The following is a 19,894-nucleotide window of genomic DNA, read 5'->3' on the forward strand; positions in this document are numbered from 1 at the left end:
TTAATGAACGGCATGAGCCAATCTTTTACGGATAAACTTGCCGCCCGCATCAGAAAGACCGGTTCCGCCCTGTGCGTGGGGCTGGACCCTCGCCCCGTCATGGATGATTTGCAGTCGGTTCCTTCCCTGTTGAGGAAGGTCGTGGAAGAAACCGCCCCGTATGCGGCGGCGTTCAAGCCGAATATCGCCTATTTTGAGGCCATGGGCCTGCGCGGCTTGGAAATGCTGGAGGAGTTGCTTCCGGATATGCCGGAGGATGTGCCCGTGGTGCTGGACGCCAAGCGCGGCGACATCGGGGAGACGCAGAAGTATTATGCGCAGGCGTATTTTGAACGCCTGGGCGTGGATGCCGTCACATTGAGCCCCTTCATGGGTTATGATACGCTGGAGCCTTTTCTGAATTATGAAGGGAAGGGCATTTATCTGCTGGCGGTCACTTCCAATCCCGGTTCCGCGGACGTGGAGAGGCAGGAGCTGGCCGACGGCCGCAGGGTTTATGAACTGGTGGGGGACATGGTGCGCCGTTCCATGCAGGAAGGGCGCAAAACTTCCGTAGGCATGGTGGTGGGGCTGACCAATGCGGATTCCTCCATTCTGGAGCGCATTCCGGACGCTCCCCTGCTGATTCCCGGCCTGGGAGCCCAGGGCGGCGATCTTTCCAGCCTGAGCGGTTCCGGACATGCGGCCCCCCCCCTGATTAACGTGTCCCGCGGCATCATGTACCAGAATCCGGAGCTTGGCTTTGCGGAAAAGGCCGGCAGATTCGCCCAGAGCATCCGGGAGGCATTGGGTTATTGATGTCCATGCGTTTTTCCGGCAGATAACAAAATGATAACGGGCTGCTTATGGCGGTGCAGGCGCTTGTCAAAGGGAAGGGCGCTGGTATATTGAACGGGCACTGCCCTTCTCCCTGCCCGTTTTTTATGGATGAAAAGCCCGGAATTGTAAGATTCACGCCCCGTTCCACTTCCAAGTCCGCCATGCTGATTGCGGTGGCGGTGGCCGTGGGCGTTCAGGTGGCTTTGTGCGCCGTGCTGGTAGCCATTCATTTTCAGGAGCTGTGGCTGCCCGCCGTGCAGAACGGGGAGGTGGAAATGGAGTTTGTGCCTCCTTCCGAGGAGGTTCTTCAGGAGCTGGCGGAAGTTCAGCCCGTGCCCGTAGAGCCGGTCGCGGCCCCTTCCACGGTCAGCCCCGTTCCGGAAATTTCCGCAGATGAAGACCTGCTTGCGATGAAGCTGCCGGAGAATGAGGATTGTTCCGACATGAAGGATTTTCTTCCGGAGGAGACTCCCACGGAGTATTTGCCGGAGGAGCTTTCCAGCATGCGGATTTCCATGAGGGAGGTAAAGCCCAGGCGTCCCGTGAAGACTCCGGCGGTTTCCCTGCCGGGGCAGCCTAGCCCGGATGAGAACGTGACTCCTGATAAAAAGGTGCGTTATAAACATGCTCCGTCCTTGCCCAATTCCGTCAATTCTTCTAGAGTCGGGAAGGTGAATGCCGTGGTGAAAGTAGTGGTGGGGGTTAATCCCCGTGGCGAACCTTCATCCGTCAATCTCCTTCAATCAACGGGAAATGCGGAACTGGACCGTCTTTTCATGCGCTGGGTGAAAGAGAATTGGACTTTCTATCCGGCAGAAAAAGACGGCGCGCCCATTGCTTCCAAGGTGGTGGTGCCCGTCAGGTTGAATATAGATTAACCTGCGCAGGAGATAAGAGAGATGCTTCCGGAGAAAATAGAGAAAAGGCCCATTTACGTGATCGGCCACCAGAATCCGGATACGGATGCCATTTGTTCCGCCATAGGGAATGCGGAGTTTTTAAGAACCCATGGCGAACCTGACGCGGTTGCCGCCAGATGCGGGGAGATGACGCTGAGGACATCCTGGGTGCTGGAAAAAGCCGGGGTGCCGGAACCGGTGCTGATTCATGACGTGACGCCTACCGCGGGAACCATCTGCCGCCGTGACGTGATCAGCGTGAGTCCGGACGACACGTTCCTGACGGCGTACCGCCGGATGACGGAGAACTCCCTTCAAACCATTCCGGTGATTGACGCGGACCACAATCTTTACGGCCTGCTGCGTTATTTTGATTTGCTGAGCCTGCTGATGCCCCTGAACATGACGGAGATGAATGTGCGCTCCGTTTTTTCCAGCCTGAGCAACATTGCCACCACCATTGACGGCAAATGCCTGACCGGGGAGACCCTGAGCGAGGAGGAAACGCAGAATATTCTTCTGGTGGGCGCTTCCAGCGAGCCGAGCGTCCGGACGAGGCTTGCCAATTACAAGAGAAAGGGCATCGTCCGCGATCTGATCGTTATCTGCGGGGATCGCCCGAATGTGCAGCTGTATGCCGTGGAGCACGGCGTGCGCGCTCTGGTGACCACGTCCGGGGCTTTCCCTTCCCTGGATATTATTGAGACGGCCCAGACGACGGGTACATGCATTTTAAGCACCCCGTGGGATACGGCCAGCGTGGGGCAGCTTATCCGCTGCTCCCGGAAGGTGAGGGAACAGGTCCACAAGGATTACACGGTTTTCCCGGAGAACATGCCGCTGCCCGAGTTGAGGCAGGCCGCCGTGAAGCGCAAGCAGGCGCTGTTCCCCGTGATGAGCATCAAGACGAACAAGATGATCGGCGTGCTGAGCAAGACGGATCTGGTGGATCCGCCCCGTACGCGCGTGGCCCTGGTGGACCACAATGAATTTTCACAAGCCGTGAAGGGAGTGGAGGAAGCGGAAATTGTGGAGGTGATGGACCACCACCGCCTGGGCACCCAGCTTTCCACACGGGACCCGATCCGCTTCCTGAATGAACCCGTGGGCTCCACTTCCACCCTGGTGGCGCGCAGGTTTTACCACCGTGATGCGGAGCCTTCGCAGGCGGTGGCGATTTGCCTGTGCGCCGGGATTCTTTCAGATACGCTGAACCTGACGTCTCCCACGACGGCGCGGGCGGACCGGGAAATGCTGGAATGGCTGACCGGCATTGCCAGGATAGACGCCAAGAAGTTCACGGAGGAATTTTTTGCCACCGGCTCCCTGCTGCGTTCCAAAACGGCGCCCTCCGCGATTGTCCAGGCGGACAGGAAAACCTTTACCGAGTACGGGCACAAGATCAGCATTTCACAGATTGAGGAAATAGGCATGTTCGGCCTGAAGGAAGTTCAGGATGACCTGGTGAAGGAGCTTCAAAAGCTGGTGGAAGAGGAAGGATTGAAGCTGGCGTGCCTGTTGGTCACGGACATTGTCACGCATGATTCCATGCTGCTGGCCGTCGGGGATGAAGAGGTGCTGGAGCACATCGAGTACGAGCGGTTGGGCCCCAACTTGTTTTCCGCCGCCGATGTGGTCAGCCGCAAGAAGCAGCTTTTCCCGGCTATTTCCCGTGCGCTGAAAACCTTGTAGGTTTCCGAGGAAAATTCTTTCCCCGTAAAGTAAAAGCGCCTCCGTTTGGGGAGGCGGATGGAGAAATTCCTTCTGCCGGAGCGGAATGGCGCGGCCGTGTGGAAAGGGGAATCAGGGCATGGCAATGTCTGCCAGGATGGAGCGGCGGACGGTGTCCGGTATCAGCACGGTGGCGGCTCGCTCGGGTTTGAGCGGCGGCGTGCAGAAAACACGGTCCAGGCGCAGCAGCGGGAAGTTGACGGGTTGAGTGGCTCCGTATCCGGCTCCCTTCAGTTTGAAGCAATCCTGAAAATCGGCGCTGAGCTTGGCGAAAATAGGGGATTGGGGCGCGGCGCTGAAGTTTCCGGCCAGGATGATGGGCAGTTCACCGTGCTGGCTTCCTACCTCCCGCAGGGTGTCAAACAGGTATTGAAGCTGTTTGCGGTGAATAAACCGGAGCGTGTGGAAGTATTTCCAGCAGGCGGGGGAGTACAAGTCAAAGCGGTGTTCAAAAGGCTCCAGGCTGATATTGATGAGCCGTATCGCCAGGGAAGAATTTTCCGGTATCCAGTCCACGATAAGTCCGGCTGTGTCCGTGATGCTTTGGGCCGGACCAATCTGCCCGTGCCGCACGATGATGGCGCAGCTGCCTATCTGCTTGATGTAGGAAGTGCGTCCGAAAATGCTGTAGGCGAATTTGAGTGTCCGGTTGTGGTTGCTGCATCCCTGGATGAAGATGACGTCTGCGCGGAGTTTGGAGATTTGTTCAATGGGCGGATTTTCCACACAACCCCCGTACAGGGTGAGAACCCTGATTTGCCGGGCATCCGGAGCCGGCGGCATTTTGTAATACTCCATTCCCGTTCTGGAAATGGGAGGAAGAAAGTCCGTAATGACGATGCCGTACGCAAACCAGATAATGACGCCAAGCAGCCCTATCCGGGAACCGAAGACCAGCCATGCAATAAGCGCCGGGAAGGAGAAGATGAGGCAGCATGCCCAAGTGGGCAGTGACGTCATGAAGGCCATTGTGTCCGAACCGGTCCAGAAGATGGTGACGACGATGACCCACAGGCACAGAGAGACGCCGCCCAGCGCTATTCCCAGGTGGTTGACCCCGGATAACGCTGGCAGTGGTTCCGCCAGATGTTTGCGTCTTCTGAGCCGATGCACGGTGGTGGTAGGTTAAAGGCCCATGCCGGGAGGGAGGCCCATGCCGCCCGTCAGTTTTTTCATTTCCGCCGCCGCGGTTTCCTTGCCCTTGGCTATGGCGGCATTAATGGTTTGCAGGAGCAGGTCCTGGAGGAATTCTGAATCGGACGGGTCGATGATGGAGGGATCAATCACCAGCTCCGTGAGGTTTCCGTCACAGGTGGCGGTGACTTTCAGCTTGCCGCCCGCGCCTTCCGTGGTAACGGTCTGGGAGGCCAGCTTTTCCTGGGCGGCGGCAAGTCCGGCCTGCATTTGCTGGACCTGCTTCATCATTTTCATCATGTTCATGGCTGTCGTATTTGGAAGTATGGGTTGATGTTGTTTATTGGGAAATGATGCGGGCGCGGAAGATCTCCATGGCGGCGTCAATCAGGGGGTCCGTATAGTAGGAATTATCTTCATCTTTCTCCCTGGCGGGTTCCTGAACGGCTGCGGCGGGGTTTTCCCGCGGCGCCTGGGGTTTGGGAGAAGGTGCGGAGGCCGCGGGGGGGGGAGGCGCCGGCAGCGGGGCCAGTTCTTCCTGAACCGGCTCCGGCACGGAGGAATCCTGGCGGATGGAAATGGTGACGGGGACTCCGCCGCGTTGGGAAAGGTCCGCTTCCAGGGCCGCCCGCAGGGGGCCGGATCCGAGGCTGTCCATTCCCTGATGGTCGGAGGGATGAAAGGAGATGGCGACGAATGCGCCGTCATGGCCGGAGAAAACGCTGTTGGCCAGAAAGTCCGCCTGGAGGGGGAAGTTGGCGGCGGCACGTTCCAGCGCCGTTTTCCAGTCCTCCTCCGTGATGGTTCTTCCGGATTGCGGGGCAGGGGCTTCCGGTTCCTCTTTTACCATGGGAGCAGGGGTGCGGGAAGGAGCGCTTGCCGTGTCGAACAGGTTGTCAAAGAAGCTGCTGGTGCGCCTTTCCGGCGGGAGGTTTTCTTCAGGGTCCATGAAAGTGGGTTCCGGAGAATCCGGAGGAGCCACCGGGGCATCGGAGATGGCAGAGGCGGGACGTTGAGGCTCTTCCGGGGTGTCGGAAGTGGGCTCCGGCCGCGGTTCAGGTGCGGAACAGGAAGGCTCTTCCTGCGGAATGGCGGGGGAGGGGGATTTTGCAGTGGTTGCGGGAGGTTCCGGCGCGGGATCAGTGGGCTGCGGTTCGGGTTCTTCTGCGGGAGCCGGGGCTGGTTGCGCACTGGCAGGTTCGCTCGCCTGTACCGCGGGAGCCGGGAATGGTTTGGCCGGGGAAAAGTCCGGAACCGGGTCCATCAGGTGTTCTTCCGGAGCGGGCTCCGGTTTTTCCGCAGGAAGGGGCGGCTGGGCGTTTGCCGGAGGCTCCGGCGCAGGGGCCGGGCCGGCGGGCGCGGGCATGTCCTGTTCCTGGCGCGGAGCGGGTGCCGGAGAGGAGGATGGGACGGAGGATGCCAGGGGGGCGCCTTCCAGCGCCATGATAATATCGCTGATGCTGGCTTCCGCGAGAGCGTGAACGGCCTTGATCAGGCCCATTTCCAGATGCAGCCTTTTGTTGGTGGACCAGCGCATCTTGTCTTCCGTTTCCGCCAGCACTTCCACCAGGCGCAGGATTTTGTCCGTCTGGGTGCGTTTGACGAGTTCGGAAAGTTCCTCCTTGGAGGATTCCGGCAGGGAATCGAAGCTGGCCTCCGGGTCCACCTTGGAGACCAGGATTTCACGCACGGCGGAGATGATTTCAGAGAGGAACTGGCCCATGTCTCTTCCAGCTTCCGCCTGTTCATGCAGGAGGTGCAGGAGGGAGGGGAGCTCCTTGTTCAGAATCAGCGCCAGCGCATGGGCTACGGTTTCCCGGGACGTGATGCCGAAGATGTGGAGCACCTGCTGTTCTTCAATGTGGTCTCCGCAGAAGGAAACAAGCTGGTCCAGCATGGATTGCGCGTCCCGCATGCCTCCGTCCGCCACCTTGGCGACGGCAAAGGCCGCTTCCCGGCTCAGGCTCACTCCTTCCGCAGAGGCGATGTGAAGCAGGTGTTCCGCAATGATTTCAGAGGGAATGGGGCGCAGGTCGAAGCGCTGGCAGCGCGACAGGATGGTCGGCAGAATCTTGTGGGGTTCCGTAGTCGCAAAAATGAATTTGACGTGGGGGGGCGGCTCCTCCAGCGTTTTCAGCAGGGCGTTGAAGGACTCCTTGGTGAGCATGTGCACTTCATCTATATAGACGATGCGGAAATTGCCCCTGCTGGGAGCGAAGCGCACGTTGTCCCTCAGGTCACGGATATGGTCGATGCCGCGGTTGGATGCGCCGTCTATTTCCAAGACGTCCAGGCTGCGCCCTTCCGCTATTTCCTCGCAGATGTCTTCGTGCGGGTCAAAGTCCACCCTGGGACCGCCGCTGCAATTCAGGGCTTTTGCAAAAATTCTGGCGGTAGATGTTTTTCCTGTTCCGCGGGGGCCTACAAAAAGGTAGGCGTGGGCGAGGCGGTTGTGCTCAATGGCGTTTTTCAACGTCTGGACGACATGATCCTGTCCAAGGACGTCATCGAATGTCAGAGGACGGTATTTTCTGGCAAAGACCTGGTAACTCACGGTTCAGAAAGACTAGAAGATGAGTCCGTGTTTGAAAAGAAAATAGAGCGTAATTGTTTTAAAATGTTGATAAGAGAACTCTTGCGGTATCCTGTTACGGAGCTTCCCTGAAAAAAATATCAAGAAAACAGTGAGGATGACATTTTGATGTTGAAATCTGAAAATGTTCATGCCAATCTCACAAAAGTAACAGGAACCTTCTCATCTCTATTATTTCCTATGTGGGTCAAAGTATCAATAGCAGCCTTGGTCATTGCTCTTCTCGGCGGAGCCATGTATTATCTTGATAACGAGGAAGCTCTAACCAAGGAGCGTAAGGAATGCGTCTCCCGTTATAAGAACCTGAACGGTCTTCGCGGCGAGTTTACGGAAGAAAAGACAAAATATGTCGACTTCCTGGTGAAGAATGAGGCTTTGACGAACGATATCAACGCCCTGACCAAGCAGAAGGACGAGCTGGAAGCCAAGAACCAGGAGCTGGCCGCCGCCAATGAGGCCAAGAAGACGGACCTCCAGGCGCAACAAACAGCCCTGGCGGAACTTCAGTCCAAGAGCAAGGACATGGAAAGTATCCAGGCCATTGCGGACAAGATCAAGGGACTGGAAGAAGAATCCAAGCAGCTGGAAGTAGTCAAGCAGGCGGAGCAGGGCAAGCATGACGCCATCGTTGCTGAAACGGAACAGCTTGTCGTGAACAATGCGGCCCTTCGCCAGCTCAAGGCGGACCAGGATGCGCACCTTTCTCCGCCCAATCTGAAAACGCGGGTTTCCCAGGTGATTAATGATTTCAATGTAGTTGTGATTGACGGCGGTGCTGCCGACCTGGGCGTAGTGCCCGGCTCCAAGCTGGCCGTGATGAGGGATGGCAACAAAATTGCCGAACTTGACGTAAGCGCCGTTGAATCCCGTGTTTCCACGGCCACCATTCTCCCCAGCACGGTAACCGCCGGCGAACGTGTTGAAGCCGGAGACGTCGTTGTATCCGTTCGTCCCTAGTCCTTTCCCGGTTCAATACACACCATACACTCTCACATACATACACAATGAAAACTGTCTTAGTAGTTTTATTGATTCTTGCAGCAGGTGCGGGCGCCTGGTTCTCCGGTCTCAGCGGCCTCTTCGGCGTCAACGGCCAGTATCAGGACTTCAAGGAGATGATCACCTACCGCAAGGTTCTGGACAAGGAAATCCGGAATTGGACGGGATTGCGCAATGACATGATCAAGAACCGCGGTCTGGCTGCGGAGGAAAACCTGAGCCTGACCTCCAACAAGGCCTCCGTGACTCAGCAGCGTGACGAACAGCTCTCCAAGGAAACGGAGCTGAAGGAAGAAGAAGTCCAGCTGAATGCGGACCTGTCCAAGATCAACAAGCAGATGGATGAGCTCAAGGCCAAGCTGAACGACTTCGGCGTTTCCAGCGTGCAGGAAATCCAGGCGAAGATGGAATCCATGGAAGCCTCCAACAAGAAGCTTCAGGAAGACATTGACCAGATCAAGAGCGCTACGGAAGTGGCCGCCAAGAAGCGTGCCGAGCAGGCTACCGAGCTGGCCGGACGTCAGAAGGAACAGGCCGAATACCGCGCCGCCCTCGCCAAGAATGGAGATGAATATCCCGTTCTGTCCGTGGACCCGCAGTGGGGCTTTGTGGTGATTGGCGCCGGGCAGGGCAGCAACATTGATCCGAATACGGTTCTGCTCGTTACCCGTGACGGTCGCAGCATCGGCAAACTGAAGGTGACCTCCCTGGAAAAGAACCAGACGGTGGCTGACATCGTCAAGGACAGCGTGCCCGCCGGCATGAGCATCCAGCCCGGCGACATGGTGCAGCTTCTGCGTCCGTTGCAGTCCGCCAAATAAGGTTTCTGCCGCGTATTTTCCTTGAACCCCGCTGTGCCCTCCGGCATAGTGGGGTTCAACTTTTTAAAAGGAAATGATGAAACGATTCACAGCCTCCCTTTTGCTTACGTCTTTCTCCCTTCTTCTGGTCTCTTCCTGCTCCTGGCTGATGGAGCCGAAGGAACGGGAGCGTGTTCCGCAGCCGCCCCCCGGCCCGGAAAAGAGCGCTCTTCCCCATAACAAGACCCAGAGATTTGAAGCGGAAGCTACGCTGGGACCGCTGGCTTCGCCAAGACGTTAAAGGCGTTCAAATAACGGTTGGCGGTGATTCTGTTCTTTACAGCATCCCGCAAACCGGATACAAACGCTCCCGATTTCCAAGCGGAGAGATGGCTGAGCTGGTCTAAGGCACTCGACTCGAAATCGAACGTGGGCTTTAAAACCCACCGTGGGTTCGAATCCCACTCTCTCCGCCAGTTTTTTTTAAGAGAAAGCCCGTCGCAAGACGGGTTTTTTGTTTTTATCAGGCGTCGTTCCGGAAGAAAATTCGCGGGAACGGTTGTTTAATGATAGAGAGGGAGGCCCTTGTCGGCTTCCCGGAGCCGGTCTCCGTTGGGATGATTGTAGCTGTAATAGTTTCTGCGAACGGTTTCGGTAGGTTTTCCGATGATCACGTGGTCCAGGAACCGGACGCCCAATAGCTTGGCGCATTCCCGCACGCGTTCGGTCAGGAGGTCGTCCGGGCGGCTGGGAGCCGGGTTCCCGCTGGGATGGTTGTGCGCCAGGACGAAGCCGTAGGCATTGTGGATGACGGCGGGACGCAGAATGTCGCGCGGATGGGCGATGGATTCGTTCAAGGTGCCGCTGGAAATTTCCACGGGTTTGATGAGACGGCTTTTGGTATCCAGCAGCAGGACGAGTACCGTCTCCTTGTCCTTCCAGCGCATGGCTGTTACCAGGTAGTCATAGACGTCTTCCGGCGTCTGGATGGGTTGCCGGGCCAGCGTTTCCCGGAGAGCCCGCGCTCCCAGTTCAAAGGCGGCGCTCAGCGTGGCCGCTTTCGCCATGCCTATTCCCTTGCAGATGTCCGCTATTTCTGCGGCCTCCATGTGGGCCAGGGCGTCCAGAGAGCCTGCCGACTGGATCAGGTCCGAGGACATGTCCAGCACGTTTTTTCCCTTGATGCCCATCCGCAGGAAGATGGCGAGCAGTTCCGCATTGCTGAGGCTGTGCCTTCCCTGGCGGAGCAGCTTTTCCCGCGGCAGGGATTGGAAGGGAAGGTCCTGGAGTTTTCGGTAGGCCATTTTAGTAACAGAGACGTGCGGTGGAAAGAATGGCGGCGGGCAGATGGCGCAGCGTGTCTCCCGCCGTCAGTGTCTGCTGGGTGGAATCTCCGGCGGAGATGGCTATTTCAGAAGCTCGCCCGCAGAGATAGGTTCCCAGAACGGCGGAGACCAGCAGGGATTCCCCCTGGGCCATGAATCCGCCGCAGACGCCTGCCAGCACGTCTCCCTGGCCGGCGGTAGCCATGCCGGGGCCTCCGGTGATGTTGTAGAAGAGAGGTTTTCCCCGCTGGGTGACGATGGTGCGGGCCCCTTTGTAAATCAGGGCCGCTTCATGCTCCGCCAGGAAGCAGTCTGCGATGTCCGCCCGGATGGCGCAGTTGTCCGCGTCCGGCAGCAGACGGCGGATTTCCCCATGGTGGGGTGTCGCCAGAATATGTTCTCCCAGGCTCCATTGCATGGCGGCGGCCAGATTAAGGCCGTCCGCATCCAGGACGGTGGGAGTGCCGGTTTCCAGAATGAGGCGGATGGCTTCCGCGTCTTCCTCCGATACGGAGCCGATGCCGGGGCCAATGAGAAAGGCGCTGAACGTCCGGATGGAGACGTCCGCATAACTGTCCACGGGTTTGACCATGACTTCCGGCGGCATGGACGGCGCTATGAGGGGATAGACGTTCCGGTGGACGTGGAGCGTCACCAGTCCGGCTCCGGCCCGGAGGGCGGCTTCACAGCAGAGCCTGGCAGCGCCCAGCATTCCTTCCGATCCGGCAATGACGCCGATGTGCCCGCGTTTGTTCTTATAGTCCGTATAGGGTCTTGCAGAGAGGAATTTAGTGAGCCGGGAGGAGGTGATGAGTTCCGTGGCGGGAAGCGCCTGCACATGGAGGCCGGGAAGGTCGATGCAGGCCAGGCGCCCCGCATGCAGGGTGGCGTCGTCATCCAGCAGCCCCTGCTTGACCGCTCCTATGCACATCGTGAAATCCGCCTCTACGGCATTTTCCTGGGGCATCCCCGTATCCGGGTCAACTCCGGTGGGAAGGTCGATCGCCACCGTGCGCACGGCTCCGCAGCGGTCCCGCAGGTAGTTCATTTCCGCGCAGAGGGCGGAGATTTCCTTGCGGAGCAGCCCTTTTGCTCCAATGCCCAGCAGGCCGTCCAGCAGAATCATGGGCTTGCCCGTACGGGGCAGCGGCGCTTCCTGGTATTCCTGGGGCGGAGGAGATATTTCCGCGAGCTGCCGCACGGGCAGTTCCCCCCATTCCGCGCGCGGGTAGGCGGCGCGGAAACCTGTTTCCCATCCATGCTGTTTCAGGATATTGAGGACGGTGAGGGCGTCTCCGCCGTTGTTGCCTTTCCCCACGTAGGCTATGCATAACCCGGGGACGGGAAAGAACTGCGTGACGGCTTCCGCAATGCCGGCGGAAGCCAGCTTCATGAGGGTTCTGGCCGGAGTTCCGTTGATGATGAGCTCGCGTTCCGCGATCTGCATATTTTCCGTGGAGCAAACTTTCATGGCGCGCTGATGGGGTCAGTGTGCACTGTACGTTAAAAAACCTTCTCCTGCAAGCCGGAGAAGGTTTTTCGCAAAAGGAGTGAATCCGGGGGCGGTTAACCGATGCGGAACGTGATGCGCGCCTTGGTCATGTCGTAGGGGGACATTTCCATGCGCACCTTGTCGCCCACAACGATTTTGATGAAGCGCTTGCGCATCTTGCCGGAAATGTGGGCCAGCACTTCGTGCCCGTTGGGCAGGCGCACCTTGAACATGGTGCCCGCCAGCACGGCGCAGATGGTGCCTTCCACTTCAATTTCGCTTTCGGAGTTTTCTTCCTTGGGGGCCGATTTGCTGAAATGCCTCCTGCCCTTGGTGTGGCGGCCCCCGCCTCCCTGAGGGCGCGGCCGGTTGGGTCCGCCTCCGGGGCGTGGTCCTCCGCCTGTTCTGGCGCCTCCCGGGCCAGCGGACTGTCCGGCCGGGCGTGCCGGGCCGGTGCCACTCCCGGCGGGCCGGGGCTGTCCGGGACGGCTGGCGTTGCCGGCCGGTCTTGTGCTGCTGCCTGCCGGCCTGGGGCCGGGGCGGGAATTCTGACCGCCGCTGGGGCGGTTGCTGGGTCTTGGATTCGGGCTGATAGGATTCTCCTTGTAAGGTTAAAATGAACGCGCGTGTACGAATTTTCGCGCAGGCGAATAATAGGCCATATTTCCACGAGGGCAAGTCCTGAATGTGGAAACGCCGCAATTAAGCCGCGATTCTGCGGAAGGGACGGAAAAAAGGCCGCAAAAGGGGAGTAAAAGAGAAAAAGTATTTGACATTTACGCGAATAATCATTAGGAATGCGCCCCCGAATTGGAAGATTACGGCAGGATGCCGAAAAACGAGAACGAAGAATTGAACCATGAAGACCTTCTCAGCCAAACCGCAAGAAGTAGAGCGCAAATGGTATGTTATAGACGCTGCCGACAAGGTGCTCGGCCGTGTTGCCGTTGAAGCGGCTAACATTTTGCGTGGCAAGAACAAGACAATTTTCACCCCCCACGTTGATTGTGGCGACTTTGTCATTATCGTGAACGCGGACAAGGTGGTGCTGACCGGCAACAAGGAAAACGCCAAGATTTACACCCGTTTCTCCGGATACGTCGGCGGCAAGCAGGTGGACACTCCGCGGAAAATCCGCGCCCGCCGCCCCGAACTTCTTCTGGAACTGGCCGTCAAGGGCATGGTGCCCCACACCCGCCTGGGCCGTCAGCAAATGACCAAGCTGAAGGTTTATGCCGGCGCCGGTCATCCTCATGAAGCCCAGCAGCCCACTGCCATCACTCTCTAATTGATTTCCCCAGACATGAGTCAGACAACCCCATACAACGCCACCGGCCGCCGCAAGACCGCCATTGCACACGCTTGGCTTACTGAAGGTGCCGGCCGCATCACGATCAATCGTCGCGGTTTTGAAGAATACCTTCCCACCGTCCAGTTGCAGAACGCCGTTCTCCAGCCCTTCCAGGTTACCAACACCATGAACAAATTCGACGTGAACGTCGTCACCAAGGGCGGCGGCATTCACGGCCAGGTGGGCGCCATCCGCATGGCGATTGCCCGCGCTCTGGTTCAGGTTGATGAAGCTTCCCGCGCCCAGCTGCGTGAATTCGGTCTTCTGACCCGTGATTCCCGCATGAAGGAACGTAAAAAGCCCGGTCGTCCCGGCGCCCGCAAGCGTTACCAGTTCTCCAAGCGCTAAGCTTGGCTGGCTGCGAAGGAACTGGCTTTACCATTTCTTTCTCGGAAAAGGAGTGCTCCCTGCGGAGTACTCCTTTTTCGTTGCAGGGGAAGCTGGTTGCTGTTACGATTAATTATTATGGAAGAAGGTCGGCAGCAGGACGGAATTCCGGATTCTTCTCCGGAAGAAGAAAAAACGGAAAGAAGCGTTTTCCCTATTGCTCCTTTACTGCTTGCGCCGCTTTTTCTGGTGATAGCCTCTTTTCTGAAACATTCCCATCGCATGGCGGGCAATGTCTCCGGCCTCAGGAAGGTAGAATACGGTCCTGCTTTCCCTTTGTTTCAATTTGCAGGCGTGGCCTTGTATTTCTATCTGGCTTACGTGGCCTTTAAGAAAGGCTTTCCCGGCTGGGGCTGGGTGTTTGGTTCCCTTGCGGTGGCGTTCAATCCTTTTCCGGCGTTTGCCACGGGAATTGCGGGCGACTCCATGGCATGGGGTGTGGCCGTGCTCGCGGCCGCTTCCGTGACGGTGAAAGCCTTGATGGACTCACCGCGGCAGCGAGGAAAGCTTTAGCCGTTTACCGGTGGTACGGCGTTCCCGCCAGAATGGTATGGCAGCGGTAAAGCTGTTCCAGCAGGACGACGAGCGCCAGCTCATGCTGGAGGGTGAATTTGCTCAGGGCCAGGATATGGCCGCACCGGGAACGCAGTTCTTCCGTGTGGCCGTCCGAGGCCCCGATGAGGAACGCGATGCGGCGCACGGAACGCATCTGCCAGTCCCGCGCCAGTTTGACCAGCTTCTCCGTGGTCCAGAGTTCTCCGCGTTCGTCCATGGCGATGCGCAGGCAGCCCTCGCTGGCGGCCAGCAGGCGTTCTGAAACGTCTTTGGAGCTTCCGTCTTTGACGAGTTTGAGTTCCGTCTTGCCGAAAGGCTTGAGGCGGTTGAGGTAGAGTTCCACGCCTTCCCGGGCATAGCCCAGGGCCGGCTTGCCTGCGGCCAGAATCAGGAATTGCATGAGAAGTCAGGAATTGGAGGATGAATTGAGGTAGTTCAGCAGGTTGCGGGCCCAGGTTTCCGAAATGCCGCGGATGGCGGCGATGGAAGCCGGGTCCGCCCTTTTGATGGCGGCCACGGACTTGAATTTTTCCAGCAGCATGCTTTTTTTTGCCGCGCTCATGCCCGGGGCGTCGTCCAGGGCGCTTTCCCGCATGCGCTTCCGGTAAAGCAGTTCGTTATAGCCGTTGGCGAAGCGGTGGGCTTCGTCGCGGATGCGCTGCATGAGCTTGAGAGCTCCCGTGCTGTGCGGCAGGCAGAGGGGCTGTGGCTGGTGGGGGAAGAAGATTTCCTCCCGCTGCTTGGCGAGGCCGACGATAGGCATGTCACCCAGTCCGATGGCTTCCAGATCGGCCAGGGCGGAGGAGAGCTGGCCCTTGCCGCCGTCCACCACCACCAGGTCCGGAACCTTGATGGGGGCTTTTCCTTCTCCGCTGAGCTTTTTGAGCCACCGGTACAGGGTCATGTCCGCGGGCCGTGAGGCTACGGCGTCGCTCTCCGCCAGAATGCGGGAGTAGCGCCTCCGGATCACTTCAGACATGGAGGCGAAGTCATTCTGCCCGTCCACCGTGCGGATGCGGTAGCGGCGGTAGGCCTTGTTGTCCGGTTTGCCGTTGGTGAAGCGCACCATGGAGGCCACGATGTGGTTGGAGGAGACGTTGGAAATGTCAAAACATTCCATGATGGCTGGAGGCTCTTCCAGGCCCAGGGCCAGCCCCAGTTCCTTCATGTCTTCTTCCGGGCGCACGGTGCCGGGCAGGTTGGGCGTTCCCTTCTGGAACCGCCGCGCGGGCTCCAGAACCTTGACCAGGTTGTCCCGGATGTCCCGCAGGTACGCTGCGCGCTCGAAGTCCAGCTCGTCGGAGGCCTGCATCATTTCCCGGGTGAGCTCGTCCAGAGTGCTTTTTTTGCCGGTCCCCTCCAGCAGGCGCGCCGCCTGGTCGAAGTTCCGGTTATAGTCGCTCACGGAAATGCGCCCGATGCACGGGGCGGAGCAGTTGCGTATCACGTCCGCATGGCAGTGCTTGAACTCGTGGAGACCCGGATTTTTGGCCTTGCAGGTCCGCAGCCGGAAATGCCGGTTCAGCCATTCCTGCGTGGCGTAAAGCGCCTGGGAGTGGACAAAGGGGCCGAAGTAGCGCGCTCCGTCGTCCTTGCGCACCCGCGCCAGCTGGAAGCGCGGCAGTTTTTCCCCCTTGGGAATCTTCAGCAGGGGATAGCGCTTGTCATCCTTCATCTGGATGTTGTAATGCGGGCGGTACTGCTTGATGAGCTTGCTTTCCAGCAGAAAAGCCTCCTGGTCGTTCCTGGTTTCAAAGTAGTCGAATGACGCAATGGCATTGATGAGCGCCCTTGTCTTGTGGTTGGACAGGGTGGCCCCCGTGGGGGAAAAGTAGTTGCCCAGGCGGCGGTGGAGGTCCTTGGCCTTGCCCACGTAAATGGTATTCCCCAGGGCGTCTTTCATGATGTAAACGCCGGGTTTATGCGGAGTTTGCCTCCAGAGTTCCTTCAGAGATGGTTTCTCACGATCTGCCACGGGGATTATTATGCCATATGCGGCAAGAAATGAAACTGCGGAAACGTACTGCATTACGGCTACTTGGCTTGCCTAGGAAGACTTCTTCTGTATAATCCCCTACGTCTTTTGTATGAATCCTGTACCGTTTACCACGCTGGCTGCCGCCATGGACTTTGTGGTGGGAGATAGAAATTATCCCCTCTCCGAGCTGTTTATGAAAGGCGGCTTCATCATGTGGCCGCTGCTCCTGTTATCCATCGCCGGGGTGGTGGTGCTGGTCATGTGCTGTTTTTCCACCCGCGCCTCCGCCGTTCTGCCCACCAAGCTGGTGGAGCAGGCGGAATCCTTCATCCGCAAGAGGGATTATACGGGCCTTTCCATCCTTTGCAAGGATGGGGACTCCTGCTACGCGCGCGTAATGCTGACGGTGGCCAGTTTCATGCTGCGCAATCCTTCCGCCCAGTTTGAGGAGGTGAGGGAAATAGCCGCCGCGGAAGGCGGCCGCCAGGCGGGCTTCCTGAGCCGCCAGATTTCCTGGCTGTCGGACATCGGCGCCCTGGCTCCCATGCTGGGCCTGCTGGGAACCGTAGTCGGGATGATGAAGACCTTTTTTGAGATCGCCAACGGTGATTTCTCCGGCGGCAAGCAGCGCATCGACATGGCGGGCGGCGTGGCGGAAGCCCTGATTACGACCGCGGGCGGCCTGATGCTGGGGATCCCCGCCATCCTGGCCTATGTGTACTTCCGCAGCCGCGTTCACAAGCGCGTGGGGGACCTGGAAGCCGCCGTGACGCACAGCGTTTCCGTAGTAGCCACCCAGCTCCAGAAGCCGCGTGCCGGCGTAGCCGGAGCCTTCCATGAGGAAGAACTTCCCAGGGTTCCCGTTGACCCCACCTCCCTGCGCGACGTGCGCGGGCTTTAGCCGGAAGCGGCCATCCCCACCACACCGGAAGAACGTATGAAATCCCACTATAAAATGCCCAGCCCCATCGGGTTCCAGCTCGCGCCCATGCTGGACATCGTGTTTCTGCTGCTGGTGTTTTTCATCGTGACCCAGACGTTTGAGGATGACGAGCCGGACCTTTCCATCAACCTCCCCTCCGCGGAGACTCCCAAGCCCGGTGAAAACGTTTCCAATGAAATCATCGTGAATATCCGGAAGGACGGCACCGTGGTGATCAACCGCCAGGCGTATACCATGCCGCAGCTGGAGGACAAGCTTCTTTCCGTCGCCCGGCTGGATAAAACCATGCTCGTCCGCATCCGCGTGGATGAGAAGGCGGAATCCGGCGTGGTGGTGCATGTGATGGACGCCTGCCTGAAGGCCGGGCTGAACAATGTTTCCTTCTCCACGCGGCCTCCGGCTCCCTCTTCCGTCAATGTTCCCAACCCCCAGGCTTCATGAAAGCGTTACTTTTCATCAATGCAGGTTTAATGACTTTGGCGGCGTTCGCCGCCGCGCAGGAAAACATTCCGGACGCCGCTCCCATTGCGGACGGTCCGCTGGTCGCCAATCCGGAGCAGGATTCCCTGGACATGGCGGACATGCTGTACAAGCAGGCCCAGGAACCGGCGACGAAGGCAAACCGGCAGGAATATGGCCGCCTGCTTGATTTGAGCCTGCGCAAGTATCTTGAATTTGCCCAGCGTTTCCCCCAGTCCGCCCAGGCTCCCCTGGCGGAGTACCGCGCCGCCATGTGCCTGGAGGAGCTCGGCAGGAAGGAGGACGCGCACACCCTGTTCCGCAGGCTGACCCAGACGGGCGGCCCGGCTCTGGTTGCCGCTTCCGCCTACCGCCTGGCGACGGACGCCTCCGCTGCCGGGGAAACGGACAAGGCTATCCAGTATTACCAGCTCGTGGTCCGCAATGCGGAACAGAATGATTTGAAAGTGGACGCCCAGTACCGCCTGGGACGTCTGTTTCTTGCCAGCGGGAATCCGGACGCCGCCGCCACCATGTTCTGCGCGGTGATAGGCAATCCGGAAGCGGATGCGAAATTTGTTTTGGTGTCCCGGATGGGGTATGCCGCCCTGTGTGCGGATACGGGCCGTCTTGGTGAAGCCTATTCCGAATACCGCAAGGTGCTGGAAACGCCAGGCGTGGATGACAGGAACCGGGGCATCGCCACCCTTCAGGCCGCCATGCTGGCAACCAGGCTGAAAAAGACCGCGGAGGCCCAGAACCTTTATGAACGGCTTTTGAAGGACGAATCCCTGAAGGAAATGGCGCCGGAAGCCCGCATGGGGCTGCTGCTGGGGCTGTACAACATGGGCAAGTACAAGGAGATCCTTTCCCAGCACGAGCAGCAGAAGGACATGAAGATGCCGACCAAGGACGGCCAGGTGCGCCTGCTGATGCTTCTGGGCCAGTCTGCCTACAAGCTGAAGGAGTACCAGAAGGCGGCGGATTTCTTCCTGGAGGCGGAGAAGGCCGTTCCCTATACGCAGGAAGCCATGCAGGCCTCCTTTTACCGTCTGCTGTGCTATAATGAACTCAAGCAGAAGGACCTTCCCCAGCGGGCACAGAGCTTCCTGAACCATTACGCCAAGGCCTTTCCGACCAGCGAACTGCACGACATGGTGCGCCTGATGGCCGCGGAGAACCTGTTCAACACCAATCCGGCGGATGCCGCCCGGTTTTACGCCAGCATTGATTTTGACAAGGTGCCCCCCAGGATGCGCGCGGATATCCTGTACAAGAGCGCGTGGGCGATCGCCCAGGCCGGGAACCGGGGCGTGGCCGCCAAACTGCTGACGGATTTCATCAACGATTTCCCGCGGGACCCGCGCATTTGCGAGGCGCTGACCCTGCGCGGGGACATGTACGCCAAGACCAAGAAGGAAGCGGAGGCCCTGATGGATTTTGACCGGGTGATCGCTCGCTGGCCGAAGGCGGAATCCGCCGCCGCCGCGTGGCAGCGGGCCGCCCAGATTTATGCGGGCCGCCAGGATATGGTGAACATGGCCAAGTATTATGAAGGCCTGATTCAGAATTTCCCGAAGGCGTCCCCCGCCGCTCTGGCGGAAGCTCATTTCCTGCTGGGGCGTGCGGCGTTTGACCAGGGAGACTTCAAGTCCTCCATCAGCCACATGGCGGAAGCCAAGACGCTGGACCCCCAGAAGTACGGGGAACAGGTCAATGTGCTTTCCGTTCTGTCCTATCACAAGCTCCAGGACGTGAATAAATTGAAGGAGGCCCTGGAAACCCTGCAAAAGGAAAACCCCTCCGCCGTGGCCCGCGTGCCGGACGTCATCCCCGCATGGCTGGGCCTTCAGGCCTATGGCATGAAGGACCTGGAAACGGCGGACAAGTACATGACCTGGGCTACGCAGAACGACCAGCTTCAAAATGTGAAGAAGGTGATCTGGCGCAACCTGGCGAAGGTGCGCCTGGCGCTCAAGAAGTATGACCGCGCCCTGGTGGCTTCCAACAACTTCCTGAAGGATGAGGACCAGCCCTACCGCCGTGCGGACGGCATGCTGGACAAGGCCTCCATCCTGCTGGGGCTGGGCAAGTACGCGGACGCCCGGAAGACGGCGGAGGAAGCGCTGGCCCTGGGAGTGGAAGGCCCCCTGATGGCCTCCCTGAAAATTGTTCTGGGGGACATTTCCTATGCGGAGAAAAAGTTTGATGAAGCAGCCAAGCATTACGGCGTCACGGCCGAGTTGTTCGTCAATGACGCCGAATTGAAACCCAAGGCCCTGTTCAAGGCGGCGGAAGCGCTGGACAAGGCCGGCCGCAAGTCGGAGGCTTCCCAGTACCGGGCGCGCCTGCAGAAGGAGTTCCCGGATTGGAAGCAGGATGACGAATCACTGCCCCCGGATGCCCGCTAGGCGTCCCCAAGGATCGGA

General features: G+C 58.9%; 20 protein-coding genes and 1 tRNA gene. 13 read left to right on the top strand and 8 right to left on the bottom strand.

Annotation, left to right across the window (positions count from 1 at the left end; translation table 11 throughout):
* Positions 1 to 12: 12 nt before the first annotated feature.
* The 3 genes from pyrF to P8A25_RS03455 all read left to right on the top strand — a co-directional run bounded on the left by pyrF (position 13) and on the right by P8A25_RS03455 (position 3,410).
* A complete protein-coding gene (pyrF, locus tag P8A25_RS03445) occupies positions 13 to 798 on the top strand; it encodes an orotidine-5'-phosphate decarboxylase (RefSeq protein WP_240454291.1) in 786 nt (261 codons plus the stop codon).
* 125 nt (positions 799 to 923) lie between these two features.
* The gene (locus P8A25_RS03450; RefSeq protein WP_022395974.1) at positions 924 to 1,697 is read left to right on the top strand and encodes an energy transducer TonB; all 774 of its coding nucleotides are present in this window, start codon (positions 924 to 926) and stop codon (positions 1,695 to 1,697) included.
* A 21-nt stretch (positions 1,698 to 1,718) separates the two neighbouring features.
* Complete coding sequence (locus P8A25_RS03455) at positions 1,719 to 3,410, top strand: putative manganese-dependent inorganic diphosphatase (RefSeq protein WP_102722913.1); 1,692 nt, start codon at positions 1,719 to 1,721, stop codon at positions 3,408 to 3,410.
* A 111-nt stretch (positions 3,411 to 3,521) separates the two neighbouring features.
* On the opposite strand, the gene P8A25_RS03460 is transcribed toward P8A25_RS03455, so the two are convergent.
* Genes P8A25_RS03460 through dnaX form a run of 3 tightly spaced genes read right to left on the bottom strand, consistent with a single transcriptional unit; the run spans position 3,522 to position 7,137 of the window.
* Entirely contained in the window at positions 3,522 to 4,562 is a 1,041-nt protein-coding gene (locus P8A25_RS03460) for an endonuclease/exonuclease/phosphatase family protein (protein WP_022395972.1), read from the bottom strand.
* Positions 4,563 to 4,574: 12 nt separating this feature from the next.
* Positions 4,575 to 4,889 carry a YbaB/EbfC family nucleoid-associated protein gene (locus tag P8A25_RS03465; RefSeq protein WP_215443634.1) on the bottom strand — a complete coding sequence of 105 codons (315 nt, stop codon included), beginning with the start codon at positions 4,887 to 4,889 and terminating at the stop codon, positions 4,575 to 4,577.
* Positions 4,890 to 4,923: 34 nt separating this feature from the next.
* Positions 4,924 to 7,137: a DNA polymerase III subunit gamma/tau gene (gene dnaX, locus P8A25_RS03470; RefSeq protein ID WP_404838762.1), complete on the bottom strand. Its 2,214-nt coding sequence runs from the start codon at positions 7,135 to 7,137 to the stop codon at positions 4,924 to 4,926.
* A 246-nt stretch (positions 7,138 to 7,383) separates the two neighbouring features.
* Between dnaX and P8A25_RS03475 the strand changes: the two genes are divergently transcribed.
* From P8A25_RS03475 to P8A25_RS03490, 4 genes are all read left to right on the top strand, one after another.
* Positions 7,384 to 8,133, top strand: coding sequence for a hypothetical protein (locus P8A25_RS03475; RefSeq protein ID WP_102722916.1), 750 nt, complete (start codon positions 7,384 to 7,386; stop codon positions 8,131 to 8,133).
* A gap of 47 nt (positions 8,134 to 8,180) precedes the next feature.
* Positions 8,181 to 8,996 (top strand): hypothetical protein, encoded by an 816-nt coding sequence (locus P8A25_RS03480; protein ID WP_022395968.1) that lies wholly within the window; start codon positions 8,181 to 8,183, stop codon positions 8,994 to 8,996.
* Positions 8,997 to 9,069: 73 nt separating this feature from the next.
* Positions 9,070 to 9,276: a hypothetical protein gene (locus tag P8A25_RS03485; RefSeq protein WP_146018184.1), complete on the top strand. Its 207-nt coding sequence runs from the start codon at positions 9,070 to 9,072 to the stop codon at positions 9,274 to 9,276.
* 82 nt (positions 9,277 to 9,358) lie between these two features.
* A tRNA-Ser gene (locus P8A25_RS03490) sits at positions 9,359 to 9,451 on the top strand.
* Between the two features lie 87 nt (positions 9,452 to 9,538).
* Here the strand turns inward: P8A25_RS03490 and radC are convergent.
* From radC to infA, 3 genes are all read right to left on the bottom strand, one after another.
* Positions 9,539 to 10,279: a DNA repair protein RadC gene (gene radC, locus P8A25_RS03495; RefSeq protein ID WP_022395967.1), complete on the bottom strand. Its 741-nt coding sequence runs from the start codon at positions 10,277 to 10,279 to the stop codon at positions 9,539 to 9,541.
* A gap of 1 nt (position 10,280) precedes the next feature.
* Complete coding sequence (locus tag P8A25_RS03500) at positions 10,281 to 11,771, bottom strand: NAD(P)H-hydrate dehydratase (RefSeq protein WP_215443638.1); 1,491 nt, start codon at positions 11,769 to 11,771, stop codon at positions 10,281 to 10,283.
* A gap of 95 nt (positions 11,772 to 11,866) precedes the next feature.
* Positions 11,867 to 12,067, bottom strand: coding sequence for a translation initiation factor IF-1 (gene infA, locus P8A25_RS03505; protein ID WP_031930865.1), 201 nt, complete (start codon positions 12,065 to 12,067; stop codon positions 11,867 to 11,869).
* A gap of 584 nt (positions 12,068 to 12,651) precedes the next feature.
* Between infA and rplM the strand changes: the two genes are divergently transcribed.
* The 3 genes from rplM (at position 12,652) to P8A25_RS03520 (ending at position 14,043) form a co-directional block, all read left to right on the top strand.
* Entirely contained in the window at positions 12,652 to 13,080 is a 429-nt protein-coding gene (gene rplM, locus P8A25_RS03510) for a 50S ribosomal protein L13 (protein WP_022396002.1), read from the top strand.
* Between the two features lie 15 nt (positions 13,081 to 13,095).
* Positions 13,096 to 13,491, top strand: coding sequence for a 30S ribosomal protein S9 (gene rpsI / locus P8A25_RS03515; RefSeq protein WP_022396003.1), 396 nt, complete (start codon positions 13,096 to 13,098; stop codon positions 13,489 to 13,491).
* Between the two features lie 117 nt (positions 13,492 to 13,608).
* The gene (locus tag P8A25_RS03520; RefSeq protein WP_102726367.1) at positions 13,609 to 14,043 is read left to right on the top strand and encodes a hypothetical protein; all 435 of its coding nucleotides are present in this window, start codon (positions 13,609 to 13,611) and stop codon (positions 14,041 to 14,043) included.
* A gap of 4 nt (positions 14,044 to 14,047) precedes the next feature.
* Here the strand turns inward: P8A25_RS03520 and P8A25_RS03525 are convergent, their stop codons facing one another.
* Positions 14,048 to 14,485 carry a 23S rRNA (pseudouridine(1915)-N(3))-methyltransferase RlmH gene (locus P8A25_RS03525; RefSeq protein WP_022396005.1) on the bottom strand — a complete coding sequence of 146 codons (438 nt, stop codon included), beginning with the start codon at positions 14,483 to 14,485 and terminating at the stop codon, positions 14,048 to 14,050.
* A gap of 6 nt (positions 14,486 to 14,491) precedes the next feature.
* Positions 14,492 to 16,060 (bottom strand): excinuclease ABC subunit UvrC, encoded by a 1,569-nt coding sequence (locus P8A25_RS03530; RefSeq protein WP_257228106.1) that lies wholly within the window; start codon positions 16,058 to 16,060, stop codon positions 14,492 to 14,494.
* A gap of 112 nt (positions 16,061 to 16,172) precedes the next feature.
* On the opposite strand from P8A25_RS03530, the gene P8A25_RS03535 reads away from it, so the two are divergent.
* The 3 genes from P8A25_RS03535 to P8A25_RS03545 are packed head-to-tail and all read left to right on the top strand — an operon-like array spanning position 16,173 to position 19,876.
* Positions 16,173 to 16,964, top strand: coding sequence for a MotA/TolQ/ExbB proton channel family protein (locus P8A25_RS03535; RefSeq protein WP_022396007.1), 792 nt, complete (start codon positions 16,173 to 16,175; stop codon positions 16,962 to 16,964).
* 36 nt (positions 16,965 to 17,000) lie between these two features.
* Positions 17,001 to 17,447 (top strand): ExbD/TolR family protein, encoded by a 447-nt coding sequence (locus P8A25_RS03540; RefSeq protein ID WP_404838763.1) that lies wholly within the window; start codon positions 17,001 to 17,003, stop codon positions 17,445 to 17,447.
* Positions 17,444 to 19,876, top strand: coding sequence for a tetratricopeptide repeat protein (locus P8A25_RS03545; RefSeq protein ID WP_215443640.1), 2,433 nt, complete (start codon positions 17,444 to 17,446; stop codon positions 19,874 to 19,876). The genes P8A25_RS03540 and P8A25_RS03545 overlap by 4 nt, the downstream gene beginning before the upstream one ends.
* Positions 19,877 to 19,894 lie beyond the last annotated feature (18 nt).

Origin of the sequence: Akkermansia sp. BCRC 18949 (genome assembly GCF_045011645.1) — a bacterium.
Taxonomy (GTDB): domain Bacteria; phylum Verrucomicrobiota; class Verrucomicrobiia; order Verrucomicrobiales; family Akkermansiaceae; genus Akkermansia; species Akkermansia massiliensis.